This is a genomic window from Klebsiella sp. GW_Kp181 (assembly GCF_040062315.1).
GTDB classification, from domain to species: Bacteria; Pseudomonadota; Gammaproteobacteria; order Enterobacterales; family Enterobacteriaceae; genus Klebsiella; species Klebsiella oxytoca.
Genome location: NZ_JBEAFR010000002.1, coordinates 95,438 through 117,518 on the forward strand (window position 1 = coordinate 95,438; position 22,081 = coordinate 117,518).

At 58.0% G+C, this 22,081-nt stretch carries 13 protein-coding genes; 2 read left to right on the forward strand and 11 right to left on the reverse strand.

Annotated elements, in window-relative coordinates; translation table 11 throughout:
• Positions 1-88: 88 nt before the first annotated feature.
• Positions 89-1,378: an MFS transporter gene (locus ABLV11_RS02110; RefSeq protein ID WP_004102118.1), complete on the forward strand. Its 1,290-nt coding sequence runs from the start codon at positions 89-91 to the stop codon at positions 1,376-1,378.
• Positions 1,379-1,459: 81 nt separating this feature from the next.
• Here ABLV11_RS02110 and ABLV11_RS02115 read toward each other — a convergent pair whose 3' ends face one another.
• From ABLV11_RS02115 to ABLV11_RS02140, 6 genes are all read right to left on the reverse strand, one after another.
• Entirely contained in the window at positions 1,460-2,512 is a 1,053-nt protein-coding gene (locus tag ABLV11_RS02115) for a tyrosine-protein phosphatase (protein ID WP_230185973.1), read from the reverse strand.
• 10 nt (positions 2,513-2,522) lie between these two features.
• Positions 2,523-3,374, reverse strand: coding sequence for a PTS system mannose/fructose/sorbose family transporter subunit IID (locus ABLV11_RS02120; RefSeq protein WP_004113118.1), 852 nt, complete (start codon positions 3,372-3,374; stop codon positions 2,523-2,525).
• Positions 3,371-4,165, reverse strand: a complete 795-nt coding sequence (locus ABLV11_RS02125; RefSeq protein WP_004113116.1) for a PTS sugar transporter subunit IIC — start codon at positions 4,163-4,165, stop codon at positions 3,371-3,373. Before ABLV11_RS02125 ends, ABLV11_RS02120 begins: the two co-directional genes overlap by 4 nt.
• A 40-nt stretch (positions 4,166-4,205) precedes the next feature.
• Positions 4,206-4,676 carry a PTS sugar transporter subunit IIB gene (locus ABLV11_RS02130; RefSeq protein ID WP_004102114.1) on the reverse strand — a complete coding sequence of 157 codons (471 nt, stop codon included), beginning with the start codon at positions 4,674-4,676 and terminating at the stop codon, positions 4,206-4,208.
• An 11-nt stretch (positions 4,677-4,687) separates the two neighbouring features.
• A complete protein-coding gene (locus tag ABLV11_RS02135; protein ID WP_004102113.1) occupies positions 4,688-5,119 on the reverse strand; it encodes a PTS sugar transporter subunit IIA in 432 nt (143 codons plus the stop codon).
• Positions 5,120-5,327: 208 nt separating this feature from the next.
• Positions 5,328-6,179 (reverse strand): MurR/RpiR family transcriptional regulator, encoded by an 852-nt coding sequence (locus tag ABLV11_RS02140; RefSeq protein ID WP_032704848.1) that lies wholly within the window; start codon positions 6,177-6,179, stop codon positions 5,328-5,330.
• A gap of 122 nt (positions 6,180-6,301) precedes the next feature.
• Between ABLV11_RS02140 and ABLV11_RS02145 the strand changes: the two genes are divergently transcribed.
• A complete protein-coding gene (locus ABLV11_RS02145; protein WP_032746056.1) occupies positions 6,302-6,883 on the forward strand; it encodes a nucleotidyltransferase family protein in 582 nt (193 codons plus the stop codon).
• A gap of 44 nt (positions 6,884-6,927) precedes the next feature.
• Here ABLV11_RS02145 and ABLV11_RS02150 read toward each other — a convergent pair whose 3' ends face one another.
• The 5 genes from ABLV11_RS02150 to irp1 form a co-directional block, all read right to left on the reverse strand.
• Complete coding sequence (locus tag ABLV11_RS02150; RefSeq protein WP_348855142.1) at positions 6,928-8,949, reverse strand: TonB-dependent receptor; 2,022 nt, start codon at positions 8,947-8,949, stop codon at positions 6,928-6,930.
• A gap of 130 nt (positions 8,950-9,079) precedes the next feature.
• Complete coding sequence (locus tag ABLV11_RS02155; protein WP_023329713.1) at positions 9,080-10,657, reverse strand: AMP-binding protein; 1,578 nt, start codon at positions 10,655-10,657, stop codon at positions 9,080-9,082.
• 3 nt (positions 10,658-10,660) lie between these two features.
• Entirely contained in the window at positions 10,661-11,464 is an 804-nt protein-coding gene (locus ABLV11_RS02160; protein ID WP_017145874.1) for an alpha/beta fold hydrolase, read from the reverse strand.
• Positions 11,461-12,558, reverse strand: a complete 1,098-nt coding sequence (locus ABLV11_RS02165) for a Gfo/Idh/MocA family oxidoreductase (RefSeq protein ID WP_049127563.1) — start codon at positions 12,556-12,558, stop codon at positions 11,461-11,463. Before ABLV11_RS02165 ends, ABLV11_RS02160 begins: the two co-directional genes overlap by 4 nt.
• The gene (irp1, locus tag ABLV11_RS02170) at positions 12,555-22,031 is read right to left on the reverse strand and encodes a yersiniabactin polyketide synthase HMWP1 (protein ID WP_348855143.1); all 9,477 of its coding nucleotides are present in this window, start codon (positions 22,029-22,031) and stop codon (positions 12,555-12,557) included. Before irp1 ends, ABLV11_RS02165 begins: the two co-directional genes overlap by 4 nt.
• Positions 22,032-22,081: the final 50 nt, after the last annotated feature.

Genomic DNA, 22,081 nt, shown 5'->3' on the forward strand with positions numbered 1-22,081 from the left:
CCTCCGGGAATATATCCGGGTCCCTGTGACGGCATTATTCTGCGCCGTGCAGAATGCTGCCGTGGTTAACATTACAAAAGGATAATATATGTCCAGTCAAGCAAGCTCTCGCCTGAAGCGTTTGCAAATCATGGCATTATTGTTTTTGCTCGTGGCGGGTATTATTAACTTCCTCGACAGAACCTCACTTTCGATTGCCAATACCACTATCCGTGAAGAGATGGGGTTGACGGCAACGGAAATGGGATTGTTGCTCTCGGTATTCTCCTTTGGCTATGCGCTGTGCCAGCTGCCGATTGGCATGGTGATGGAACGGTTCGGCGTTAAAAAGGTGTATGGCTTTGGTATCTTCCTGTGGTCCGCAGCTCAGACCGCGCTGGGGTTTGTCGGCTCCTTCAGCCAGATGATTGTCGCCCGTATCGTTCTCGGCATAGGGGAGTCGCCGCACCTGCCTACCGGCGTAAAAGTCGTTAATGACTGGTATAACATCCGTCAGCGCGGCGTGCCGATGGGGATTGTGAATATGTCATCAACTCTGGCGCAGGCGCTGGCGCCGCCGCTGCTGATCGCCATGATGCTGGCTTTCGGCTGGCGCATGATGTTCATCATCATCGGGGTGAGCGGTATTATTCTTTCTATCCTCTGGTTTATGTTCTATCGCAACCGGGAAGATGCCGGCCTGTCGGCGGAAGACATCGCGCACCTGGAAGAGGAGACGCCTCCTTCCAGTAAGGAAAAAGTGACCCTGAAGGACTGGGCCGGTCTGTTTAAGCAAAAATCGATGTGGGGAATGATCATCGGTTTCAACGGCGTCGGCTACATGGTTTGGTTATTCCTCACCTGGCTGCCTTCTTATCTCGAAATGTCCCGCGGCCTGAGCCTGGAAAAAACCGGTTGGGTAGCGGCTATTCCGTTCCTGTTTGGCGCTGCCGGTATGCTGGTTAACGGCGCCGTAGCCGACTGGGTGATGAAGCGCGGCGCGGATAAAATGAAGAGCCGTAAATGGATGATCTGCCTTGGCCTGCTTTGCGCTGCCGGCTTTACGCTCCCCGCCGCTTATACTGACAGTACGTTTATGGCGGTCGCCTGCATTAGTATGGCGCTCTTCTCCATTCACTTTGCCGGTACCTCGGCATGGGGACTGATCCTGGTGTCGGTACCGTCACGGCTGATAACCTCGGTGAGCGGCATTCAGAACTTCGGCGGTTTTATCGGAGGGTCGTTTGCACCAATTATTACCGGAATGATTCTGGATAATACCGGCTCATTTACCCTGGCGCTGGTGGCCTCTTCGGTCATCGCTTTTATGGCTTCGCTGGTTTACTTCTTTATGGTGAATAAACCGATTGTGGACCCGGCGGCAGCGTCCTGTTCATGATGGTTAACTGACAGACACAACCAGGCCTCCAGCCTGAACTGGAGGCTTATTTCTACCAGTTTTTCCAGTTAGCGCGAGGGACTACTGTAAATAGTTTTCCTGCATTTTAATAAAGTCAGCGTCGGTAAAGCCAAGCTCTTTTTTAATATAAGCATTAACGCTGCCGGAGAGTGCCTTCATGGTGTTCAGTGCTTCAACGATAAATGCCTCCCGGGTATCGATCAGGGTAAGTAAGTAATCGAGTACATCCTGATTATCGGTAATTTGTCGATAGGCGGTCATCTTCACATTATTTCGCGCCAGGCGGTTTGCGCCGGTCAGCATGTAGTCGGCGATAATATCCTGTTCAGAAACGCCAAGCATGGAGAGTATCAATAAAGCGCCATAGCCGGTGCGATCTTTGCCCCCACGACAATGCTGAATATTCGGCGCATTGCCCGGGTCAAGCAGGACGTTAATCATCGCCTTAAAGGCTTTTTTTGACTTGTCGCTGAGTACAAAATGCCTGTACTGCTCAATGACCTGGCCTCCCTGACCATTAATCAGTTCCGCCGGTATATCGCGTATAACGCTCTCGATCAGCGCGCGATCCTCATTGCTGGGTTCGGCGGCAAACTGGGCCGCCAGCTCTGCGGTTTGCGCCGTGGCATCCAGGTGGAAGGTCTTATTTTCACCGATAAAGCCGTTGGGGCTTTTCGCGATTTCGTTGGCGCTGCGGTAATCGATAATGGTTTTTACCTCCAGGCCTTCCAGGTAGGCCTGAGCCTGCGGCGTCAAATTATACAGATGGTTGGAGCGATAGAGCAGGCCCCATTTAACCCTTTTGCCGCCTGCACCGCGATACCCTCCGATATCCCTGAAATTATTTATACCGGATATCGGCAGGGTTCTTTCGCCAAACAACCATGAACTTTGCGCATGTTCCACGATAAAATAGATACGCTGCCGCGCCTGCAAAGGGTCATCAAAATATACCGGACCTGAGATACGATCGGTAATCAAGTTACGCTCGGCGGTGTGAATATCGCGGTCTCGCGTCCAGTAGAGCGTGGCGTTATCCAATGCTTTGGAAAAATGAATTTCAAGCTGCGTATGATTATGACGAATAACGGAAAACTGCGGTGTTTCATTCATACATCTTCCCTTAATTTAAAATTCCCAACATCGAACAAATGACGCCGATGCACATCATGCCGATGATGAGCGCGACGGTATGTTTGCCCTTAAATTTTTTGACGAGGAAAAAGATACCCAGCGCAAATAGCAGGGTCAGCAAGTTAGGAATAACTTTATCGAACATCTCCTGCACTTTTATCGACTGCTCGCCAACCGCAATAACCAGCGGAGTTGATATTTTCACGGTTGTCGCTATTAACGACCCCAGCACCATCACGCCGACCACGTTGGCGATGTTGGAGATACGCTGGATAATGTTCGAGTTTTTCGACTGCTCGATTAAGTCTACGCCCTTGTTATAGCCATAGTGGATAAAGAAATATTTTGAGCCGACGTTAACGATATTAAACAGGATGAACATCAGAAGAGGGCCAATAATATTGCCCTGAAGCGCAAAGGCCGCCCCGATACTGCCGCAGATTGGCAGCCAGGTAAATTTGAGTAAGCTATCCCCGAGACCGGCAAAGGGTCCCATCAGCCCGGCTTTTACCGACACCACGGCTTCTTTTTCTTCTTCCGAGGTTTTTTCCTCCAGCGCGGCGGTGACGCCAAGGATCAGCGCGCCGGTATTCACCTGTGAGTTGTAAAACTCAAGGTGGCGCTTCATGGCTTTAATGCGCGTTGCTTTATCGGCATCAGCGTAGAGTCGCTCAAGCACCGGGATCATGCAGTGCGCAAAGCCGATGGTTTGTAACTTCTCATAGTTATAGGAAAAGGACATTGACTGGATATTCCAGAAAATACGGTTTAGATCCTGCTTAGTCAGTTTTTTGTCCTGGGTTGCGGTTTCGGCCACCCGATAAGAGGCGATATCGCTCATAAGTCATATCCTTCTTCAGTGTCGGTAGTGGACTGCTGCTCTTTTTCCGCAGGTGAACTCTCGGCCTTCTGACCATTGCTGTAGGCCATGTCATAGAGCACGGCAAAAGCCAGAGCGATAAAGGTAATGGGAATGATCGGCAGCTTCAGATAGGTGGTGAGCATGAAGCCAAGCAGGAAGAAGAACCACATCCGGCCTTTCAGCAGCATTAAGAGGAGGATACAGACGCCGATGGCCGGGATCATTTTGGCGGCAACGCCCATACCGGTCAGAATACTTTCCGGGATGGCGGCCAGAATCCGACCCACCAGGTCCCCGCCAAAATAGACGGCCAGGAAGCAGGGGACGGCGCGGATCAGAAACCACAGCGGCGTAGAGAAATAATGGACTTTCAGCAGCTTACCATAGTCACCCTCCTGAATGGACTTCTCCGCCCATACGTTCAGGAAACTGGCGAAAGAGCGCCAGATGATAAGAAGCTGTTGGCAGAGTATCGACACCGGGACGGCGAGGGCGATGCCCGCAGCGATACCGCCTTTGGAGGAAATGCCCAGAGCGACGCCGATGATTGATCCGGCAATAATGTCGGGCGCGGAATAGGCCCCGACGTTGCCGATCCCCATCCACATCAGCTCCAGCGTGGCGGCGATCGCCAGCCCCTGAACCGTATCGCCCATAATAATTCCAGCAACGGTTCCCGTCAGAAGCGGGCGACGCAGCATCTGCGGCCCGACGTCGTCCAGTGAGCAGATCCCTGCCCAGATGGCGACCAGAAAAGCTTCAATTAACATAGAGTATTCCCTGTTTTAAAAGGCGTCATACGCGCTGGCGTTAAATTAACGTTTGCAGATCAACTACCGGATCTTTGGGCACCATCTGTATTTCCACCGGTATATTCCTGGCTATTAGCGATTTAAAGGCCTGTTCTTCTTCCGGCGTTACCGCGACGGCGCGGGAAAGACTCTTTCTGCCTTCCTGCATTCGCATGCCGCCGACGTTGAGTTTGTCGATTTTCACCCCGTTTTCAACGAGCGTGTTTACATCAATACTGTTAGTGAACAGCAGCATGGTGCGTCTTTTAATTTCCGTTTTTTGCAGGATTTCGATAAATTTCTGCACGCCGAATACCTGTACCTTTAATTCGGGCGGCGCGGACATGGTTAAAACCGATTGCTGGATTTTGTCGCCAGCGACTTTATCGTTGATGATGAGCACTTGCTCGATATCGTGGTTTTTTACCCACGTGGTAATAACCTGGCCGTGAATCAGACGATCATCAATTCTTGCGAGATTAATCGGCATATTTATTTCCCCTACAGATCGGTCGATTGTGTGTATTCAGCGTGTAACGTTTTTCCGACGTTAAAACAGCTACCCGGGAAAACGTCTTCAATAATTGTTGCAATCTCATCGCGCGGTAAATCACGATTGCTGAGCACTTCCAGCAGCGTCGGGATATTGAACCCGCAGAACAGCAGGATGTCCGGATAGGTCAAAAAGAGCTCGCTCGCCAGGTTGCATGGCGAACCGCCCATCATATCGACCAGTATCACCACGCCGTTTCCCTTATTGACCGAGAGATAGGTCTCGAGCAGCGTGGCGCGCACATCGCTGATATTGGCCTCAGGCTGCAGCGAAATCACCGACACGTTGCGCTGTTCACCGATAAGCATTTCCGCACAGGAAAGCGCCCCCTGGGCAAAAGGACCGTGGCTGACCAGAATGACAGGAATTTCAGTTTGCATACGTTCTCCCGGGCTGACGTTGAGTGACATTGTTACTATTTATTGTTTCGATGTTAGTAATAGTATTACTTTAAGGTGAGGGAATACACAGGACAGAAGTCCCATTTATTCATTCTGCGAGGGTGATCACTCTTCAGTTATTCAGCGCCGTGTTGGGTTTACGGCGCCGCAGGCACGGCAAGGGCAGGATGCTGGAGCGCGTTATTCGTCAGGATTTGTGATTCTGATTGTAGAAACGCTGGGCGCGGTTTTGGGTTTGTTTCAGCAGGCGATCGTCGTATTGCTGAATAAAGAGATTCGTCACCAGCATATTGATAACCGAGAGCTGCGACATTTTTGAACGGATAGGGATCAGGCGAGATACGCTTTCGCTGGTGATGGTGTGTAACAGAACGGTAGCGAGAGCAGAGATGCGGCTTTGCCCCATTTTGGTGATAGCAATTGACGGAACGCCCAGCTGCTGAGCCATGGTCAGCAGCTTAACGCTTTCCAGGTTTTCGCCGGAATGGGAGAGAATAATCACCAGGTCATGCTCATCCAGCGTATTGACGATGCTGTACTGAATACTGTAATCCGCGTGACAGCTCACGTCTTTCTTTATTTTGATGAGCTGATACTCCAGCTCTTTACCGACGAGTCCGCTGCTGCCGGCACCGTAAATCACGATCTTATTACTCTTCCTGATCAGCGCTATCGCCAGCTCTAGCTGTTCGATATTCACGATGGCATGGGTCTCATCAATGGAGGATTTTTCAATCAGCTGGATTTTATGATTGACGCTCTCTACAGAGTCATCAAGATTGATATCCTCCTGTAAAACCTTGTCGTGCTGGGGATGACCAGAAGAGGTGATCAGATCAATTTTAAGATCGCTGAAACCCTGATAGCCGAGTTTGTGGCAGAGACGCAGGATGGTTGTGGTGCTGACATCATTCGCTTTGGCCAGGGTCTGAATGCTCATGCTTTTTAGCAGCGGCTTATTCGCCAGAATATAGTCGGCGACAAGACGCTCTTTGGCGGACAGATTGTTATTCACTTCTCTTAGCTTTAGATCAAGCACCTGGCCACCTTTAAAAGTGAGACGATAATTGTTCGCCATCATACAAGATAATCGGAAGGTTGATAACCACTCTGCCATCAGGCAGATTTGTCGCCAGGCAATCAGACGGCACCAGGCGAAGAATGAAATATCAGGACGAATTACAGAGATTATTATTCAGCGACCCGCTCAGAATGGAGGCGCTTTATGCCGTTCAGGCGCTCGAACTCAACGATGGCTGGATCGGTGCCGGCCTGGTCAGAGATGCGGTTTGGGATCATCTGCACGGATACGGTCAAAGGCCGGTTTCGGGTGATGTGGATGTTGTCTGGTTCGATCCGAAAAGCTGCAGTGCTGCCCACGATAACGCGCTGGAAGCGGGGCTTTGCCAACGGTCGCCCGCCTTTAACTGGTCGGTGAAGAATCAGGCCAGAATGCACCAGCGTAACGGTAATCAACCTTATCATTCAACGGAGAATGCGCTTAGCTACTGGCCTGAGACGGCGACGGCCATCGCGGTCAGAATAGGGCGCTCTGGCCTTATTGAGGTCATTGCGCCTTACGGACTCGACGATCTGTTTGAACGTCGCCTGCGGCCAACGCCGGAATTTGAGGGCGATAAGCTGAATATTTTCCGCCAGCGCGTGGCGGAAAAACGCTGGCTGGAACGCTATCCTGTTCTGCAGCTTATGCTCCCGACCGGAGGCGGTCAAACCCAGCGGTGAGTCAGCGGTGAAGGGGATGCGCTAATCGCCCCCCCTATCGATTGTCAGAAGAAATCAATGCGCGTATTGATCCCCACGGTGCGGCCCATATTGACCTGCGCGACAGCGCTGCTGCCGTTCATATAGCCGTAGGTACGGTAACGGCGATCTAACAGATTATCGACATAGACGGAAATATTCATCCGTTCAGTCGCCTGCCAGCCCAGGCTGCTGTCGAGGGTGGCGTAAGTCCCTTGCCGCAGCTGGTTATCGCCATCGAAATAATGCGGTCCCACCAGATTCACCGCCAGTCGGGGCATTAGCGCCCCATAACGGGTATCAATCATGCCGTTCACGCTGCTTCCCGCGCCGTAACGCGGAACAAACGGCACCCGATTGCCGTGATACAGCTCACTGTCATTGGTGAATTCGGAACGGATCATGTTGCCATTGATGTCCCATGACCAGCCGGGCGCAAACCGCCATTTTGCCTCAAGCTCAACGCCGGTGGCGTCGGCTCTCCCCGCGTTGCTTAAGGTCTGCATCCCGACCGGACCAGAGTAGAGCTGCATATCTTTGGTGTGGGTATAAAACGTCGCGGCTTGCAGCGTGACGTCGGCGGTCTCGTAGCGGGTGCCAATTTCGTAGTTGATGGATTTTTCCGCGCTGAACGGCCTGGCATCAAGGCCTGCGGTAGGCACGATATTATATCCGGAAGGTTTATATCCCTGCGCTACGCGGGTATACACCCGCCAGTCGTCGGTCAGCATATAGCCTGCGGAGAGCTGTCCGAGCACGTGGTCATCAGTGCTTTTACCACGATCGCCAAAGGGGTTACCGAGCATACTGCCGTGATACTGCGTGCTGGCTTTATCATGTGAGAAACGCGCGCCGCCGCCGATGTCAAAACGATCGGTTAAATGCCAGGTCAGATCGCTGTAGGCGGCCAGCGTTTCGGCGGTAGTGTAGCCGGTGCTGCTTAAATAGGGCATGGTCGGCATATCGTAGGCTGAATTTAGCTTCTCCCGGGTATTCTGCCGGTACAATCCGAACACCATATCCACGGTCCGCGTCTCGCCGAGAGTCGCGGCGCGTAGCTCCTGCACATCCTGATTCCAGCGTTGGGGCATATTGACGATCAACGAGCCGGAAGGAAAAGTGCGTGAATAATTCTGCTGCTGCCAGGCGCCGATCAGATTGAAAACCCAGTCCTCAGTGCTGTATTTCCCGCTGAGCGTCTGGCTGTCAGTGCAGCGCCGCATATACGGGTCCGGCGACCCCGGGTCGATCGACAGTTTACGGCTCTTAATATCATTCCATGCCACATAGGCATCCTGTGTCGCGCGAGTACATTCGCGCGAGGCGGCAAATCCCATTTCCCAGGGCTGGTCGTCCGGCGCCAGACGCAGTTTCACATTCCCTATGCTGGCGCGGGTGCCGCCTAAATCATCGCTTCCCGTCGCAGGGTTAATCATCTCGCCGTCATCAACCTGGCGTAACAGCGTTACGCTGCCATAGAGCAGACCATCCTGAAGAGGGCCGCTCAGGTTGAACTTGCTACGATAGCTGTCGCGGCTGCTGACGCCGCCTTCAATATAGCCGCGCGGGGTACTGTCCGGCTGCTGCGTGACGATGTTGATAATCCCGCCCTGAGCGCTTTTGCCATACAAGGTTCCCTGGGGACCCCGCAGCAGCTCCACGCTTTGCACATCGGTTAGCGCCTGGATGGTGTTAGTAGATAGCTGGGGAACCCCGTCGACATACAGGGTGACGGCAGGGTTATAGAAGTCCTGGGCAGAAGAGATGCCGCGAAGCGAGATCGTTGAAAAAAGCATATTGCCGCTATTTTCAATATTGAGTCCGGGCAACACTCGGGGGAGTTTGTCGCTGGCGGTAACGCCTGCGTCGCTTAACTCCGTCGCGCTGATAACGGTAGAAGAGACGTTATTGGCTGATGCCGAGCGGGAAGACTGTTTACTGGCGGTGACCACCAGCGTGGTTTCGTCTTGCTGTGCAGTCTGGGCATGAGCCATGCCCGGGAGCAGAAACCCTCCCACAATCAGAGGGTAAAACCGTGTCATTTTCATTGTTATGAGTCCCTGTAAAACGGCGAAACGCCAAAAATAGCCACAACGGTGAATTGAAAATGATAACTATTTCTAATTGTGCTGCTACCCGAAACGGGTTTATTTCCACCTGTTTCGGGTAGGGTTGCGCTTATTGTGACGTCTGGCGACAACGCTCGGTGGCGAGCGCCGTCAGGCGTTTTTTATCTACCTTGCCGACGGCGGTGAGCGGCCAGTGGGTCAGAAACTCAATTTGGTCCGGAATTTTCCACGCGCTGAGCCCCAGCCGGGTTAGCTGGTGACGCAACTGTTGATAGTCAAATGGCGTCTGCTGCGCGATGATAAACGCGCAAATTCGCTCGCCAAGCAGCGTGTCCGGCGCGGCAACCACGGCGCAATCCTTTACCGCCTCCAGACGCATCAGCGCCGCTTCCACTTCCGCCGCGGCAATTTTCTCTCCGGCGCGGTTGATCTGCTCTTTTATGCGTCCCTCAACGTACAGGTTTCCCGCCTCATCGCGCCTGACATTATCGCCCGTACGGTAAAATCCTTGCGCGGTAAAGGCCCGGGCATTGTGCTCGGGAGCGCGATAATAGCCAGAAATCGTGTAAGGGCCGCGCGTTAATAACTGTCCGGTTTCGCCAGGCGCAACGTCGTTCTCTTCTTCGTCAACGACGCGAATTTCATCCAGGGGAGATAGCGGGCGCCCCTGGCTATGGAGAACGCTGACCAGCGGATCGTTGAGACGGGTAAAGCAAAGCAGCCCCTCCGCCATGCCGAATACCTGCTGCAGGGTGCAGTTAAAGGTGGCGATGATCTGCTCTGCCAGCGTCGGATCGAGGCGGGCGCCGCCCACCTGAATGACGCGCAGCGAAGAGAGATCGCTCTCTTCCCACTCTCTGGCCTGCGCCCAGAGCTGCGCCAGGGCCGGCACCAGCGCGACGTGCGTCGCCCGGCATTCGGCGATTAATGGCATCACCTCATCGCAGCTGGCGCTGTTGGTCAGCACCACCTTCCCGCCGCAGGCAAGCGTTCCCAGAATACCGGGACAGGCCAGCGGAAAATTATGCGCCACGGGAAGGACGGCGAGATATACGCTTTGGGCGTTGATGCCGCACAGTTCGGCAGAGGCGCTGAAGTTATAGCTATAGTCGGCGTGCCGTCGCGGAATAAGCTTTGGCGTCCCGGTGGTGCCGCCTGAAAGCAGCAGCAGCGCGGTGGCGGAAACCTCGGGCTGCCGCCACGCCTGAAGCTCTCCGTGCAGCGAGAACAGCGGCGTAAACTCGTCATCTGCGCATTGTTCGATGGTCAGAACATGACGCAAGCAGGCGTGTTTATGCATCATCTGGCGGGCCAGCCCTGCATGGTTTTCCCCGTGAATAAAATAAGCGACGGGTTGCGCCAGCGCGATCAGCGCGTCGATATCCAGCTCCCGCTGGGAGGGCATCGCCAGAACGGGGATCGCGCCGAGTCTTAACAAGGCGAACAACAGGATCACGAAGGCGTTGCCGTTTGGAAGCTGCACAATCACATGCTGTCCTGAACGCAACCCCAGCGAGTCTAACCCTGCGGCAAGCTGGTCGACCCGGACATCAAGCTCGCTGTAGCTTAGCGCGCCCCCGTCATCAACGAGCGCTGTTTGCGTGGAATAACGCGCCGCCCAGCAGCGCAGCTGTGCGGCAATAGGTAAGGGATACTGTTCAATCAGAGTGTTAAAAGAAGCGTGCATGCGTCACCTTTCAGAAGTACTGGACTGTTTTTGCACAGCGGTCAGCGTCGAAAATGCGTCGGGAAAATGGCGGACAATCTGCGTAAAGAAGGCGCGGGATTGCTGAATGGGATAGAAGTGATCGCCGTCGATTGTGACCGGCCCGGTAACGTGGGTCAGCCACTGACGCCAGGCGTCGACCTGCTGCCGGGAGGCTTCGCGGTCGCGGCTGCCGCATATGAGCAGCGCAGGCGTGCGCAGCGGCGAGGCGCGATCGGGCGAATCGTAGTGATAATGCTCGGTGGCGTAAAAATCGGCGCGCAGGAGGGGAAGAAACAGCGATATTAACTCCTCGTTTTCCCGCAGCTCAGGCGAACATCCGCCAATATCTATCAGCTCAGCGATAAAGTCGGCATCATCGCGATGGCTGAGTCGGCGTTCGGAATGGAGATGAGGAGCATGGCACCCCGAAATAATCAGGCCATGCGGCGCATGTCCTCGTTGCTCCAGAAGGCGACAGGTTTCAAACGCCACCTGCGCGCCCATACTGTGCCCGGCGAGCAGCAGCGGCGCCTCAGGAGATACGCTCTGTTGCAGTTCGTTCGCCAGCCGTACCGCCAGCGGCATAATGCTGTTGAGCGGCGTCAGATGGCGCAGGCGATCGCGTCCCGGCCAGGTTACCAGGGAAAGCGCGATGTCCGCCATAGGCTGCTCTCGCCAGCAGCGAAACGCGCTACTGCTGCCGCCCGCGAAGGGGCACATCACCAGATGCGCCGTACTGGCGCTGCGGGCGGGCCATAACGGAGTACACATGGCAGATTGCATTATCGGGACTCCTCATCGTGGCGGTAGAAAGCCGTTAACCGTTCATGACGCGGCGGCTTCAGATGGCGGATCTCGGCATTGCCGGTCGCGCGTAAAATCTGCTGCCATAGGTACGACACCGCCAGCTGATGAGCGCTGTGGCAGGCGGCAGGCGCATTTTCGCCCGCCAGATGGCTGCGCAGCTGATGGAGTAATCTTCCGACGCCCTCAGGCCCGGCGGTTTCACAGCAATCACGCCAGCTCAGGGGCGCCGGGCTGCGCGTCTGACCCGGCGGGTCGCGCAGGATCTCCGGCCTGCGGTAGAGGCTGTGAGCATTCTCCTGATGTTCGGCGACAAACAGGCTGGATGACCAGATGACGGGGCCGTAGCTCGCCTCCAGCGAAAGATGTCCTTCCGGCCATCCCAGCAGCAGACGGTGCATAATCAGGCTGTGCATATCCGGATCGTCAGGATCGAGATAGCGCTGAAGCAGCAGGCAAGCCTCTCCCTCCGGCCAGTAGAGTCTCAGACAGTGAAAGTCGCTGAAGCTGCCGACCACTTCGCACGCCACGCTGGCGGCATCCACGCCCAGAGCCAGCAGCAATAAATCGAGAGTGGAGTAGAGCAACTGCCGGCTGGTGGTGGCATGGACAATCGACGGCCCCCGATCCAGACAGCGACGTAACTGCTCCGCGTCCCTGAGCCACACGCGACCGGCAAGCGCGTGCGGATAAAACGTATTGACCCAATAGCAACGCCCCTGTTCCTGCGCCAGCGCTTGTAATGAACGGACATCATCCGGGTGGAGGGGATGCTCCTGAATAACGTGCGCGCCGTGAGTTAAAAAGTGCCGGGCAAGCTGCGTTCCGCTCCCGCCGGCGACGGTCGAGCGCACGACGATACAGGCGATATCCGGCATCTCCTTGATCTGTTCGAGCGAGGTATACAGCGGGATACCAAACGCCTGGGCCAGCTCTTTTGCGCGCGGGCTTCCCTGGGCCAGCAGGCCAACCAGTTCGAGCCCCTCCTGGGGCTGCATAAAGGCGTTAAGGTACATTTCGCCGAATTTGGCGCCCACAATCAGTACGCGTTGTTTGTCGAAGGTGGACGGCATCATAAGGTGTTCTCCGGTTGCGTTGAGGTTGCGCCAAGCCAGCGCTGGATATGCTGCGCGCAAGCCTGAACGTGGGGGGGCTCCAGCATGATTTGCCAGTGACTGGCTTTAATCGCATAGCTGTCGGCGCGGTCCATCCAGGCCCGCCATTCGGTCTCCGCTGACGTCCAGCGCGCGGGTCTCATTACGGCATGCAGGATGAGGCAGGGAAGCGCAACGGCTTCGCCCGGCGTATGCCCGGCCAGTAAACGCAGCAGATGCGCGATGTTGTCGATCCACGTTTCTGCCGCTTGCCGCGTCAGGTTTTGCAGCACCATTCCCGCCGTTCTGGCAAGGTCGATGAAGACGGCAAGCTGGCGGGCGGGCGTCAGCCGGTCAAAATGTTCCGGCAGCGCCAGCGGCGTATTCCCTTCGGCTAACAGCCGCAGCAGGGCCGTCCGGTTGGCGCAACGAAAATCCTGTCGACACACGGGATCGATTAACGCCAGCCGTACCTGCTCGCCTTTGGCGTACAGACGCTGCGCGGCGCCAGCTGCAAGAAAAGCGCCGTACGACCATCCCGCCAGCACATAGGGGCCGTGTGGCTGCTGGCGACGGATGGATGCGACATACTCATCGATCATCCGATCAAGCGTGGCAAAACGCTGCGGCGATTTTGCCTGCAGGCCGAATACGCGCCTGTCCAGCGCCCGGGCAAGCGGCAGCCAGGCGCTGATATCGCCGTCGGAAGCGTGGAAAACAAACAACGTTTCATCACCCGCGCCGTGGCAAATGAGCACAGGATTGTCCTCTGCCGACGAACAGGCCTGCAGATGGGCGCAGAAGTCGCTGAGCGTTGAATGGGTGAACAGATCCTGAAGGCTGGCGCTGGCAATTCCTCTGCGGTTCAGCTGCGCGACCATCCTTGTCGCCATCAGACTGTCGCCGCCCAGCGCAAAAAAGTCGTGATGTCTGGCCACGGGGCGAGAAAGCAGCGATTGCCAGAGTTCAGCGACCTGTTTTTCCAGCGTCGGATCGCCCCCGGCGACCGGGGTCGATTCGGCTGGGGCAATCTGCGCAACGGACGGGGTACGCAGCGGCGCAAGTAACGCTTCTTGTTGGCGAATCCGTAATGCGGGCAGGCCGGAGCCAAAACGCTGCTGCAGATAGCGTCTTACGGCTGCTTTATCCGGTCGATTCACGCCAGGCGAACGCGCTACCAGCAGATGCTGGCGCAGAGGCGAGGATTCCTGCGTCGGCCACGCCAGCTCGTTGACAAACCCGGCTTGCACAAGCACTTCCTGCCACGCCGAACGGGCGAGCATGGGTTTCTCATCCCGGCGGCGGAAATCACGGTATCCGCTCAATCCCTCGATAAAGCCGACGCTCGCCAGCTGGAATACGCTGTTTCGCTCCGTCGCCTCGACGATCAGCAAACGTCCGCCGGTTTTCAGCAGCAGCTTTAATCGGCGCAACGTCTGAACGATATGACTGGCGTCGTGAAGCACATTGACGGCAATAATCAGGTCGTATCCTTCTGCCGGATGGGCGGCGAAATCCAGCGGCTGGTTAATGTCGAATAAGGCGTAAGAAACCCGCGATTGATCGTGGAAACGGCTCCGGGCATCGTTGAGGAACTGCGTGGAGACATCGGTGAAATGGTATGAACGTCGCGTGCTTTGCGTGGCCTTCAGCACCGGCTCCGCGGTGGCTGCGGTTCCGGCGCCCACCTCAAGGATGCGTTCTGCGCCGCACAGGGCGGCAATCTGTGCGGTATAGCGATTCAGACAGGCGCTGGCGGGGTTTTCGCGATACAGCGCGTCGGTTACGCGCAACGGCTCATTGAACAGCAGTTCCAGCGGCGAACACTGCCCGGAGAAAAGGTCGTCGTGGCGGGAAATAGAGGCGTCCAGATACTGCGCCAGCGCCTGACTCCATTGGGTTGGCGGGCAGGCATCCTGCGGCCCGGGGATCTCGCTGAACGCCATGCGGCTGCGCCAGCTATCCCCCTCGCGGGCCAACCATTCTCTTTCCGTCAAACACTGTAGCCACTGGCGCAGCAGCCGTCGCCGGGCCCCCTGCGCGGCCAGCGCCTGTACAATTTCGCTAAAGCGATGGGCGCTCTCCGGCGAGGTGAATAAACCATGGCGAGTCAGCGTGTCGGCGATCCCTCGTAGCGCACGCGCCTCCAGCCAGCGCCAGGTCGCGTCCAGTTCATCAAGTTGCGCCTGCTCAGGCAACGGCAGCGCCAGCGAGGCGAGATCGCGCTCAGCCGGGGCGAGCGCGGAGGGCAACGGCCCCTCGGCCATGACGATATCCAGCGTTAACGCGCCATTTTCGCTTAGTTCCACTCTGGCCCGCTGGATACCGGGATAGTCCAGCGTCGCCTGCTCAATATCCCGCAAATCGTAGTCCGTCTGCGCGTTGAGCGGCCAGCGGCGGCGCGGGTTCTGTTCGGCAATACCGCAGGCCATCGTCTGCAGGCTTTCAGGGCTGGCAATAGCGGCCTGCAGGATGGCGCAATAGTCTGTAAACATGGCTTGCGCTGTGCCCGGCTCCAGCACGTTATCCATGCAGTACCAGCTAAACGTTAACTCGCCATCGCTCTCCATGACCTGATGATCCAGCCAGACCTGTGGCGTTTGCGTGAACACATAGCAGGGTTCACCGAACAGGCGACTCATCGCCCGATCGATAGCCATGCCTTCCAGCGTCATTCCCAGCATGCTGGTAAACACCACCGGCATCAGCGGTTGATGCTGCGATCCGCGCAGGCGCCCCAGCTCGCGGATCACCTCGACGCCGTTCATTTCGCTGTGCGCCATGTTCTGCCACAGGCGCTGCTGGGTTCGTTGCATCTGCTCTTGCAGCGTCGCCGGCGCGGTGAAGTTAAAATCGACCAGCGTGACGGAGGTAAAATCACCAATCAACTGGTTAATTTGCGGATGAACCGGCTGGCGATTAAAGAAAGTCAGGTTCAGGGTAAATTCAGCGGTGCGGCTCCAGCGCTCGAGGGTGGCGGCAAACAGCGTGAGCAGCGCGGCAGAAGGGGTGAGCCCTTGCTGCTGCCAGCGCTGCTTAACGGCCTGCCACGCAGGCTTGCCGATCGTTGAGGTGAACGTGGTGAAGTGTGGAGTTTCCGGCGGCGTCTCCACCACCGGCAGTTCCGGCGCCAGGGGTAATTGCGGCAGTTTTTCCTGCCAGAACTCCCAGGCATCGTGCCATGCCGCCGTCTGCCGGCGCGCCTGTTCAGCCATCACATAATCGCGGAAGGTGATATCGAGCGGCGCCAGCGTCTCTCCGCGCCAGGCCTGCGCCAGATCGTCCATCATGACTTTAAAACTCTGCACATCGAACTGCAGAAGATCGAGGTTCATGTGCAGGCGATAGCGACAATCGTCGATTTCGCTGACCACCAGTTCAAAAAGAGGCCACTGGTCGGCGGGTAAAACGCGATAGCTCAGTTCCTGCCGCCGTTTTTCCAGCGCCAGGCGCTGCTCCTGCGGGGAGAGCGCGCGCAGATCGTCGCGCGGGATGCGATACGTCGGGGTTGTCGCCAGAACGCGCTGTTGGCCGTCGGCATCCACCACCATTCGCAGCATATCGTGACGGGCAATAAGCTGGTTCCATGCTTTCTCCAGTAGGGAGAGGTCGAGTTCATCGTGGCGTTTATCCCACTCAAACAGCACGTGACAGGCAACGCCGCCATAACCAATAAGATGGGTTCTTCCCAGCCAGTAGGCGTGCTGAATCGGCGTCAGAGGGAAGGGGGCATAACGCTCATCGGCGTCGTGCCGTAACGCTTCCGGCTGCGAAGCGGCAGACGTCTTCTCTGGAATAGAACAGATAAGCTGCGTGAGCCCGCGCGGCGACAGATCCTGCCACGCCCGTTCCGCATTGATGCGCACGCCCAGGTAGTGCTGAATATCGCTACTGAGCTCAAGGAAGAGCAGCGAATCCATGCCCAGCGGCAACAGATCCTGATTTGCCTGCAGCGATGCCGGATCGCTTAGCCGTAACTGAACCGCGATGCGTTTTTTCAGCCATGTCATTACCGCCGTTTCATCGCTCAGGTTGCCGATAAAGACGTTGTCATCCGCAGGAGGGCTGACCGGCACTGCGGCTTTTTCTGCGGACCCGCTATGGAACAGGGCCTGTTGTAGCGGAGGCATGTTGTCGCTGAAAACACGCATCGCCAGCCGCCATGGGGCACCGCGCATCACCGCCTGTTCCAGATGCCAGCAGCCTTCGGCATTGCTTAACGCGCCCATGCCGCGGCTGGCCAGCGTCGCCAGCATTTCCGGCGTGGCCGCCCGACCGCTTTCCCCCCAGGCGCCCCAGGCAATGGTTATCGTCTTCGGAGTATCATCAGAAGTATGTTGCCGCGCCAGCCCGTCCAGATAGCCGCAGGCCAGCGCATGGGCGCTCTGACCCGGCGCGCCGAGGGCGGCGGCTGCGGAGGAGTAAAGAATAAGATAGCGTGCGTTGTGGTCGCTCAGGATTTGCCGCAGCTGGTCTGCCGCCTGCGCTTTCACCGCGAAAACCGCGGCCAGGTGGCGATCGTCCAGCTCCTGCAGCGGCCCATCAGCCAATACGCCTGCGGCGTGGATCGCCCCGGCAATGCCGCCATCGCCCGCCAGCTTATCGAGAACCCTGGTCAGCTGTCGGGCGTTGCCAACATCACAACGGCAGACGCGGATTTGCACGCCCTCGATGTCGCCCGGCCAGGAGGCATCCACGCGCGGCGCCAGCAGGGCAATACGTTGCGCCCCTTTTTCTTTGAGCCAGTTAACGGCAAGGCGGCCCAATCCGCCAAACGCGCCGGTCACCAGATGCCAGCGGGTATCGCCAGCGAAGACATTTGCCGGAAGATCGGCGGCGCGCCCTGGATTCGGCGCCAGGGAGGGGAGCCAGAGGTCGTTGCCCCTTGCGGCGAGCCAGCGCTGAGAAAGGGAGACGGCGCTTAATCCCTGACGCAGCGTTTCCCATGGCGTGTTTTCGGCCAGATCGATGGCGGCAATCAAGCGTTCCGGCTGTTCATTGGCCGCGACGCGAAGCAAAGCCCACAGAGCGTGATGAGACGCGGCGAGCGCCTCATTCTCCTCAACCTGCCACGCGCGGCGAGTGATCGCAATCAATCCTCCGGCGCCGGTGGTCAGGGCTTCCTTCACTTGTTTCGCTAACGCCAGCGTCTGTTCGCTCTCCTCGACAATCATGAGCACCGAAGCGGCCTGCGGATCGTGAAGGATACCGCATTGCGCCAGCTCATTTTCGTGCGCAAGCGTACCGGCGCTGAAGCGAAATGCCAGTGGGCGGCCATCGCTGGTGGCGCTGAAGGGCGTCCAGCGCCATTGATAATGCGTCTGCGGCGCAGGAACAGGCGCGGCGGGAGCCAGCGGCAGCCACTCGCCATCGGGATGACGGGCTTCCACGCGCATCTCGCCGCGGGAAAAGGCGGCGTTTCGCCAGCTTAAGCGCACCTCCCCCAGCCACTGCGGGGGGATGACCTGGGGCGGTTCCACGGGGGAATCGTCGCCGTGCCGCGCTGAGAGCCGCCGCCAGGCCTCCTGCCAGCGGGCGTTAAACCGTTCCGGCTGACCCGCGCAATCGGACCAGTCGGCGAGATCATCAGCGTTATCCGGCAACGTCTGCCCCAGCGCGGATGCTGATGACGAGGATATCTCCTGACCGGGCAGCGTGGCGAGAATGATATGTTCGCTCATACCGGCGGTCGGGCTACCCTCCTGCGGTAGCCACGCCACTTTGCTGAATCCGGCGCGGCGACACTGCTGCTGCCACTGTTGGGGGGTGAGGAAGAGCTCGCCTTCGCGGGCGTCGATATCCTGGAGCGGAAGCACCAGCGGGCCAAAAACGAAATCAAACAGACGCATTGGCTGGGTGATTTCGCGCATCAGCAGGCGCCCGCCCGGTTTGAGCAGAGGGCGCAGATTATCGAGCGTGCGGCCAATATGGCGGGTGGCGTGGATCACGTTCGCCGCCACGATCAGATCGTATGAGTTTGCCCGGAACCCCTGGGACTGCGCCTCTTTTTCGAGATCCAGTTCGTGGTAGTGCACAAAGCCATAGTCGGCGAATTTCTGCTGGGCGCGGCGGGTAAACAGGGCGGAGATATCGGTGAAGTGGTACTCCAGCGCCGGAACGCCGTTGAGTTCCGGCAGCAGCCACGCGGTGGTGCCGCCGGTACCGCCGCCGACTTCCAGGATTCGTAAAGGGCGCTGGGGCTGACGCGTCTGGACGAGACCGCGTAAGATACCGGCGGCGATTTGGTTGAAATAGCGGCCAAAGCTGAACTCCTGATAGAGGACCTCCACGCCGTCGGAGGCGCCCTGCGGGAAGATGATCGCCACCGGCTCTTCCTCGCCGCTCATCATTTCATACAGCCGCTCGCCGGCGCGGGCGATGGTCTCAGGAATAGCCTGAAAACCTTCACAATAGCCAGCAAGCTCCGCCAGCAGAGCTTCCCTCTGCTCATGTTCAATCGGGCGGGCGCGGAAATAACGCCCGTCAGCGTAGCGGTAGTCGCCGTCGGCCACGCAGTTATTCAGCAGGCGTTGAAGCAGCTGCTGGTAGCGCGGCAGCAGACGGCCTCGGCGCATAATGGTCATGGCGTCGACGCCGCTGGCAATGGCATCGTCCGCACAGCGTTGTACCAGCCGATCGACATAGATGGCGTGTAGCCGCGTGGCGCAGCGTTTAAGCGCTTCCAGCCGGGGGAGATCGAGCGCTGCCGCGGCGCGACTCGCCACCTCAGCGCCGGCGGACAGCGCGACGTCGTCAGGCTCGCAGACGTTGGAAACGTGCTCTTTCCAGTAACGCTCGGTCGCGAACGGATAGCGTGGCGCAGAGATACGTTGCCCATTGCCCGCCAGTAAGTCTGCCCACGGCAGGGTGACGCCAGCGGCGTACAGCTGGAGCAGCGCCTGATTCAGGACAGCGCTCGCCTCCTGGTTACGGCGGGCGCTGGCTATCCAGTAAGCGTTATCCCGGTATTCGCGCTGTCCGGAGGCAATCAGCTGGGCATCGGGTCCCATCTCTACAAAAACGCGGGCGCCGAGCTTGTGCGCCGCCTGAATACTCTGGATAAAGCGCACCGGCTGGCGCATATGGCGGCGCCAGTAATCCGCCTGATTGAGCGTCGACGCATCTATGGCCCCGGCGGTGAGGGTGGAAATAAGCTGTAGCTGCCCGGGCTCTGCGTGCAGCCCGGCGCAGGCGTCCTGAAAACGATCGAGTATCGGCTCCAGTAAGGCGGAGTGCGCCGCGCCGGAAACGCTCAGGCGACGATAGCTGATATCACGCTGCGAAAGCGCGGCGCAAAATTCCGCAATACGGGCTTCCGGCCCGGAAAAGACCGTATGCCGGGGGCCGTTGTTGGCCGCCAGATCCAGATCATACTGGCGGGCCAGCGGCATCAGCGCCTCTTCTTGCGCGAACACCGCCACCATCGCGCCGTTTGCGCACAGCTGCATCAGCGCCCCGCGGCGGCAAACCAGCGGCATAACCTGTTCAATCGTATAGTGTCCGCAGACCACGGCGGCGGCAAATTCGCCCACCGAGTGACCGATGGCGTAATCCGGCTGCAATCCCTCGGCGCGCCAGTGCGCCGCCATGGCGATTTCAAAGGCAACGATGGCCGGCTGCGCCCAGGTCATCTCCTCCAGCTGCGCCGAGTCGGGATTAAACATCGCGTCGCGCAGGGAGGGCGTGAGCATTTCACGACAGGCGGAAAAACAGCGTTCCAGCGTGTCGGCAAACACCTTCGAACGCTGGCACATGGCGTGGCCCATGGTCCGCCAGTGCGAGCCCTGCCCGGTAAACAGCCACACCTGCTTACCGCTGACGCCGTGGCCGCTATAAACCGGCGCCCCGGCCTGTTCTCCAGCCCAGGCGCTAAGGGCAGCGGCGGTATCATCATTTAATGCCGTCGCCAGACGAAAGGGGAGATCGAGACGGCGGGCGTGCAAAGCCGTGAAGGCCAGATTACTGGCATCCGCGTTTTCCCTCAGCGCCCGAGCATAGTCCGTAGCCAGCTGCCGCAACGCGGTGTCGCTGGCGGCGCTGAGCAGCAGCGCGGTGCTCCTGCTACCGTCATCCGCACCAGGCAACGGTAATTTGAGCTCATCGGGCAGCGAGGCGACGATCATGTGGCAGTTTGTGCCGCCAATGCCAAAGGAGGAGACGCCCGCGTAGCGTATTTCGTCCTGCCACGCCTGGGCCGTCACCGGCACGGTGAACGGGCTTTCGTCGAGCTTGAGCGCCGGGTTTGGCGTGGCAAAATTTAGCATCGGCGGAATTTGTCCGCGGTTGACCGCGAGGATGGTTTTCAGCAGCCCGGCAATCCCGGCCGCCGTATCCAGATGGCCAACATTGCTTTTCACCGAACCGAGCGCGCAGCGCTGATGCGGCGGGCGGGGCGCATAAACGTTGCGCAGCGCTTCAATTTCAATCGCGTCTCCCAGCGGCGTGCCGGTACCGTGGGTTTCAATGTAGCCAATCTGTCTGTCATCGATCGCCGCCAGCATTAACGCCTCTTCGATGACCGCTTGCTGTCCTGCCACCGACGGCGCGGTATAACCCACTTTTCGGCTACCGTCGTTGTTGACCGCGCTGGAGAGGATCACGGCAATAATCGGATCCTCTGACAGCAGCGCATCTCTCAGGCGGCGCAGTACCACGCAGCCGAGACCGTTGCCGGCCCAGGTGCCTTCTGCCGAGGCGTCAAAAGGGCGACAGTGGCCATCGGGAGAGAAAATCATCCCGGGCTGGTAGCGGTAGCCCGCCTGCTGGGGGAAAGAGAGCGCCACGCCGCCGGCCACCGCCATATCGGACTCCCCCGCGCGCAAGCTTTCGCAGGCCAGATGCACCGCAACCAGCGAACTGGAGCAGGCGGTCTGTACCGATAGCGCCGGGCCGTGCAGATTGAGCTTATACGCGGCGCGGGTGGCAATATAGTCCTTATCATTACCCATCAGCGACTGCAGACCCTTGACCTGCGCGACTTCCGTGACGTTCAGGGCTTCGCGGCCGGGATAGGTGCTCATCCGGGAAGAGGCGAAAACGCCGGTCTTGTGGGGGACGGCGCCGGGGGCATAGCCGGCATGCTCCAGCGCATGCCAGACCGCCTGCAAAAACAGCCGCTGCTGCGGATCGATAGATTCGGCTTCTTGCCGCGAGTAGCCAAACAGGGCGGCGTCGAAGCAGTCGGCGTTGTCTAAAACCGTCCCGATATTGACGTAATGAGGATCGTCAATCACCGCGGCATCCAGACCGGCGGCCAGCAGCGCCTCGCGGGTAAAGCGCCTGCTGCATTCACGGCCTTCCAGCAAGTTTTGCCAGAACGTTTCGCCATCGGGCGCTTCAGGAAAATGGCAGGCGTAGCCGATCACCGCGACAGGTTCGCAGTCCGGGTAGCGTTCAGCGATCGATGCATCAATGGAATCTGCTGTCGGCGCAGAAGAGAAGCGCAAGTTATCCATAATCGGTCTCGTTTCCTAAGAGTCACAAAGTCAATGGCACGCCGCGCTTG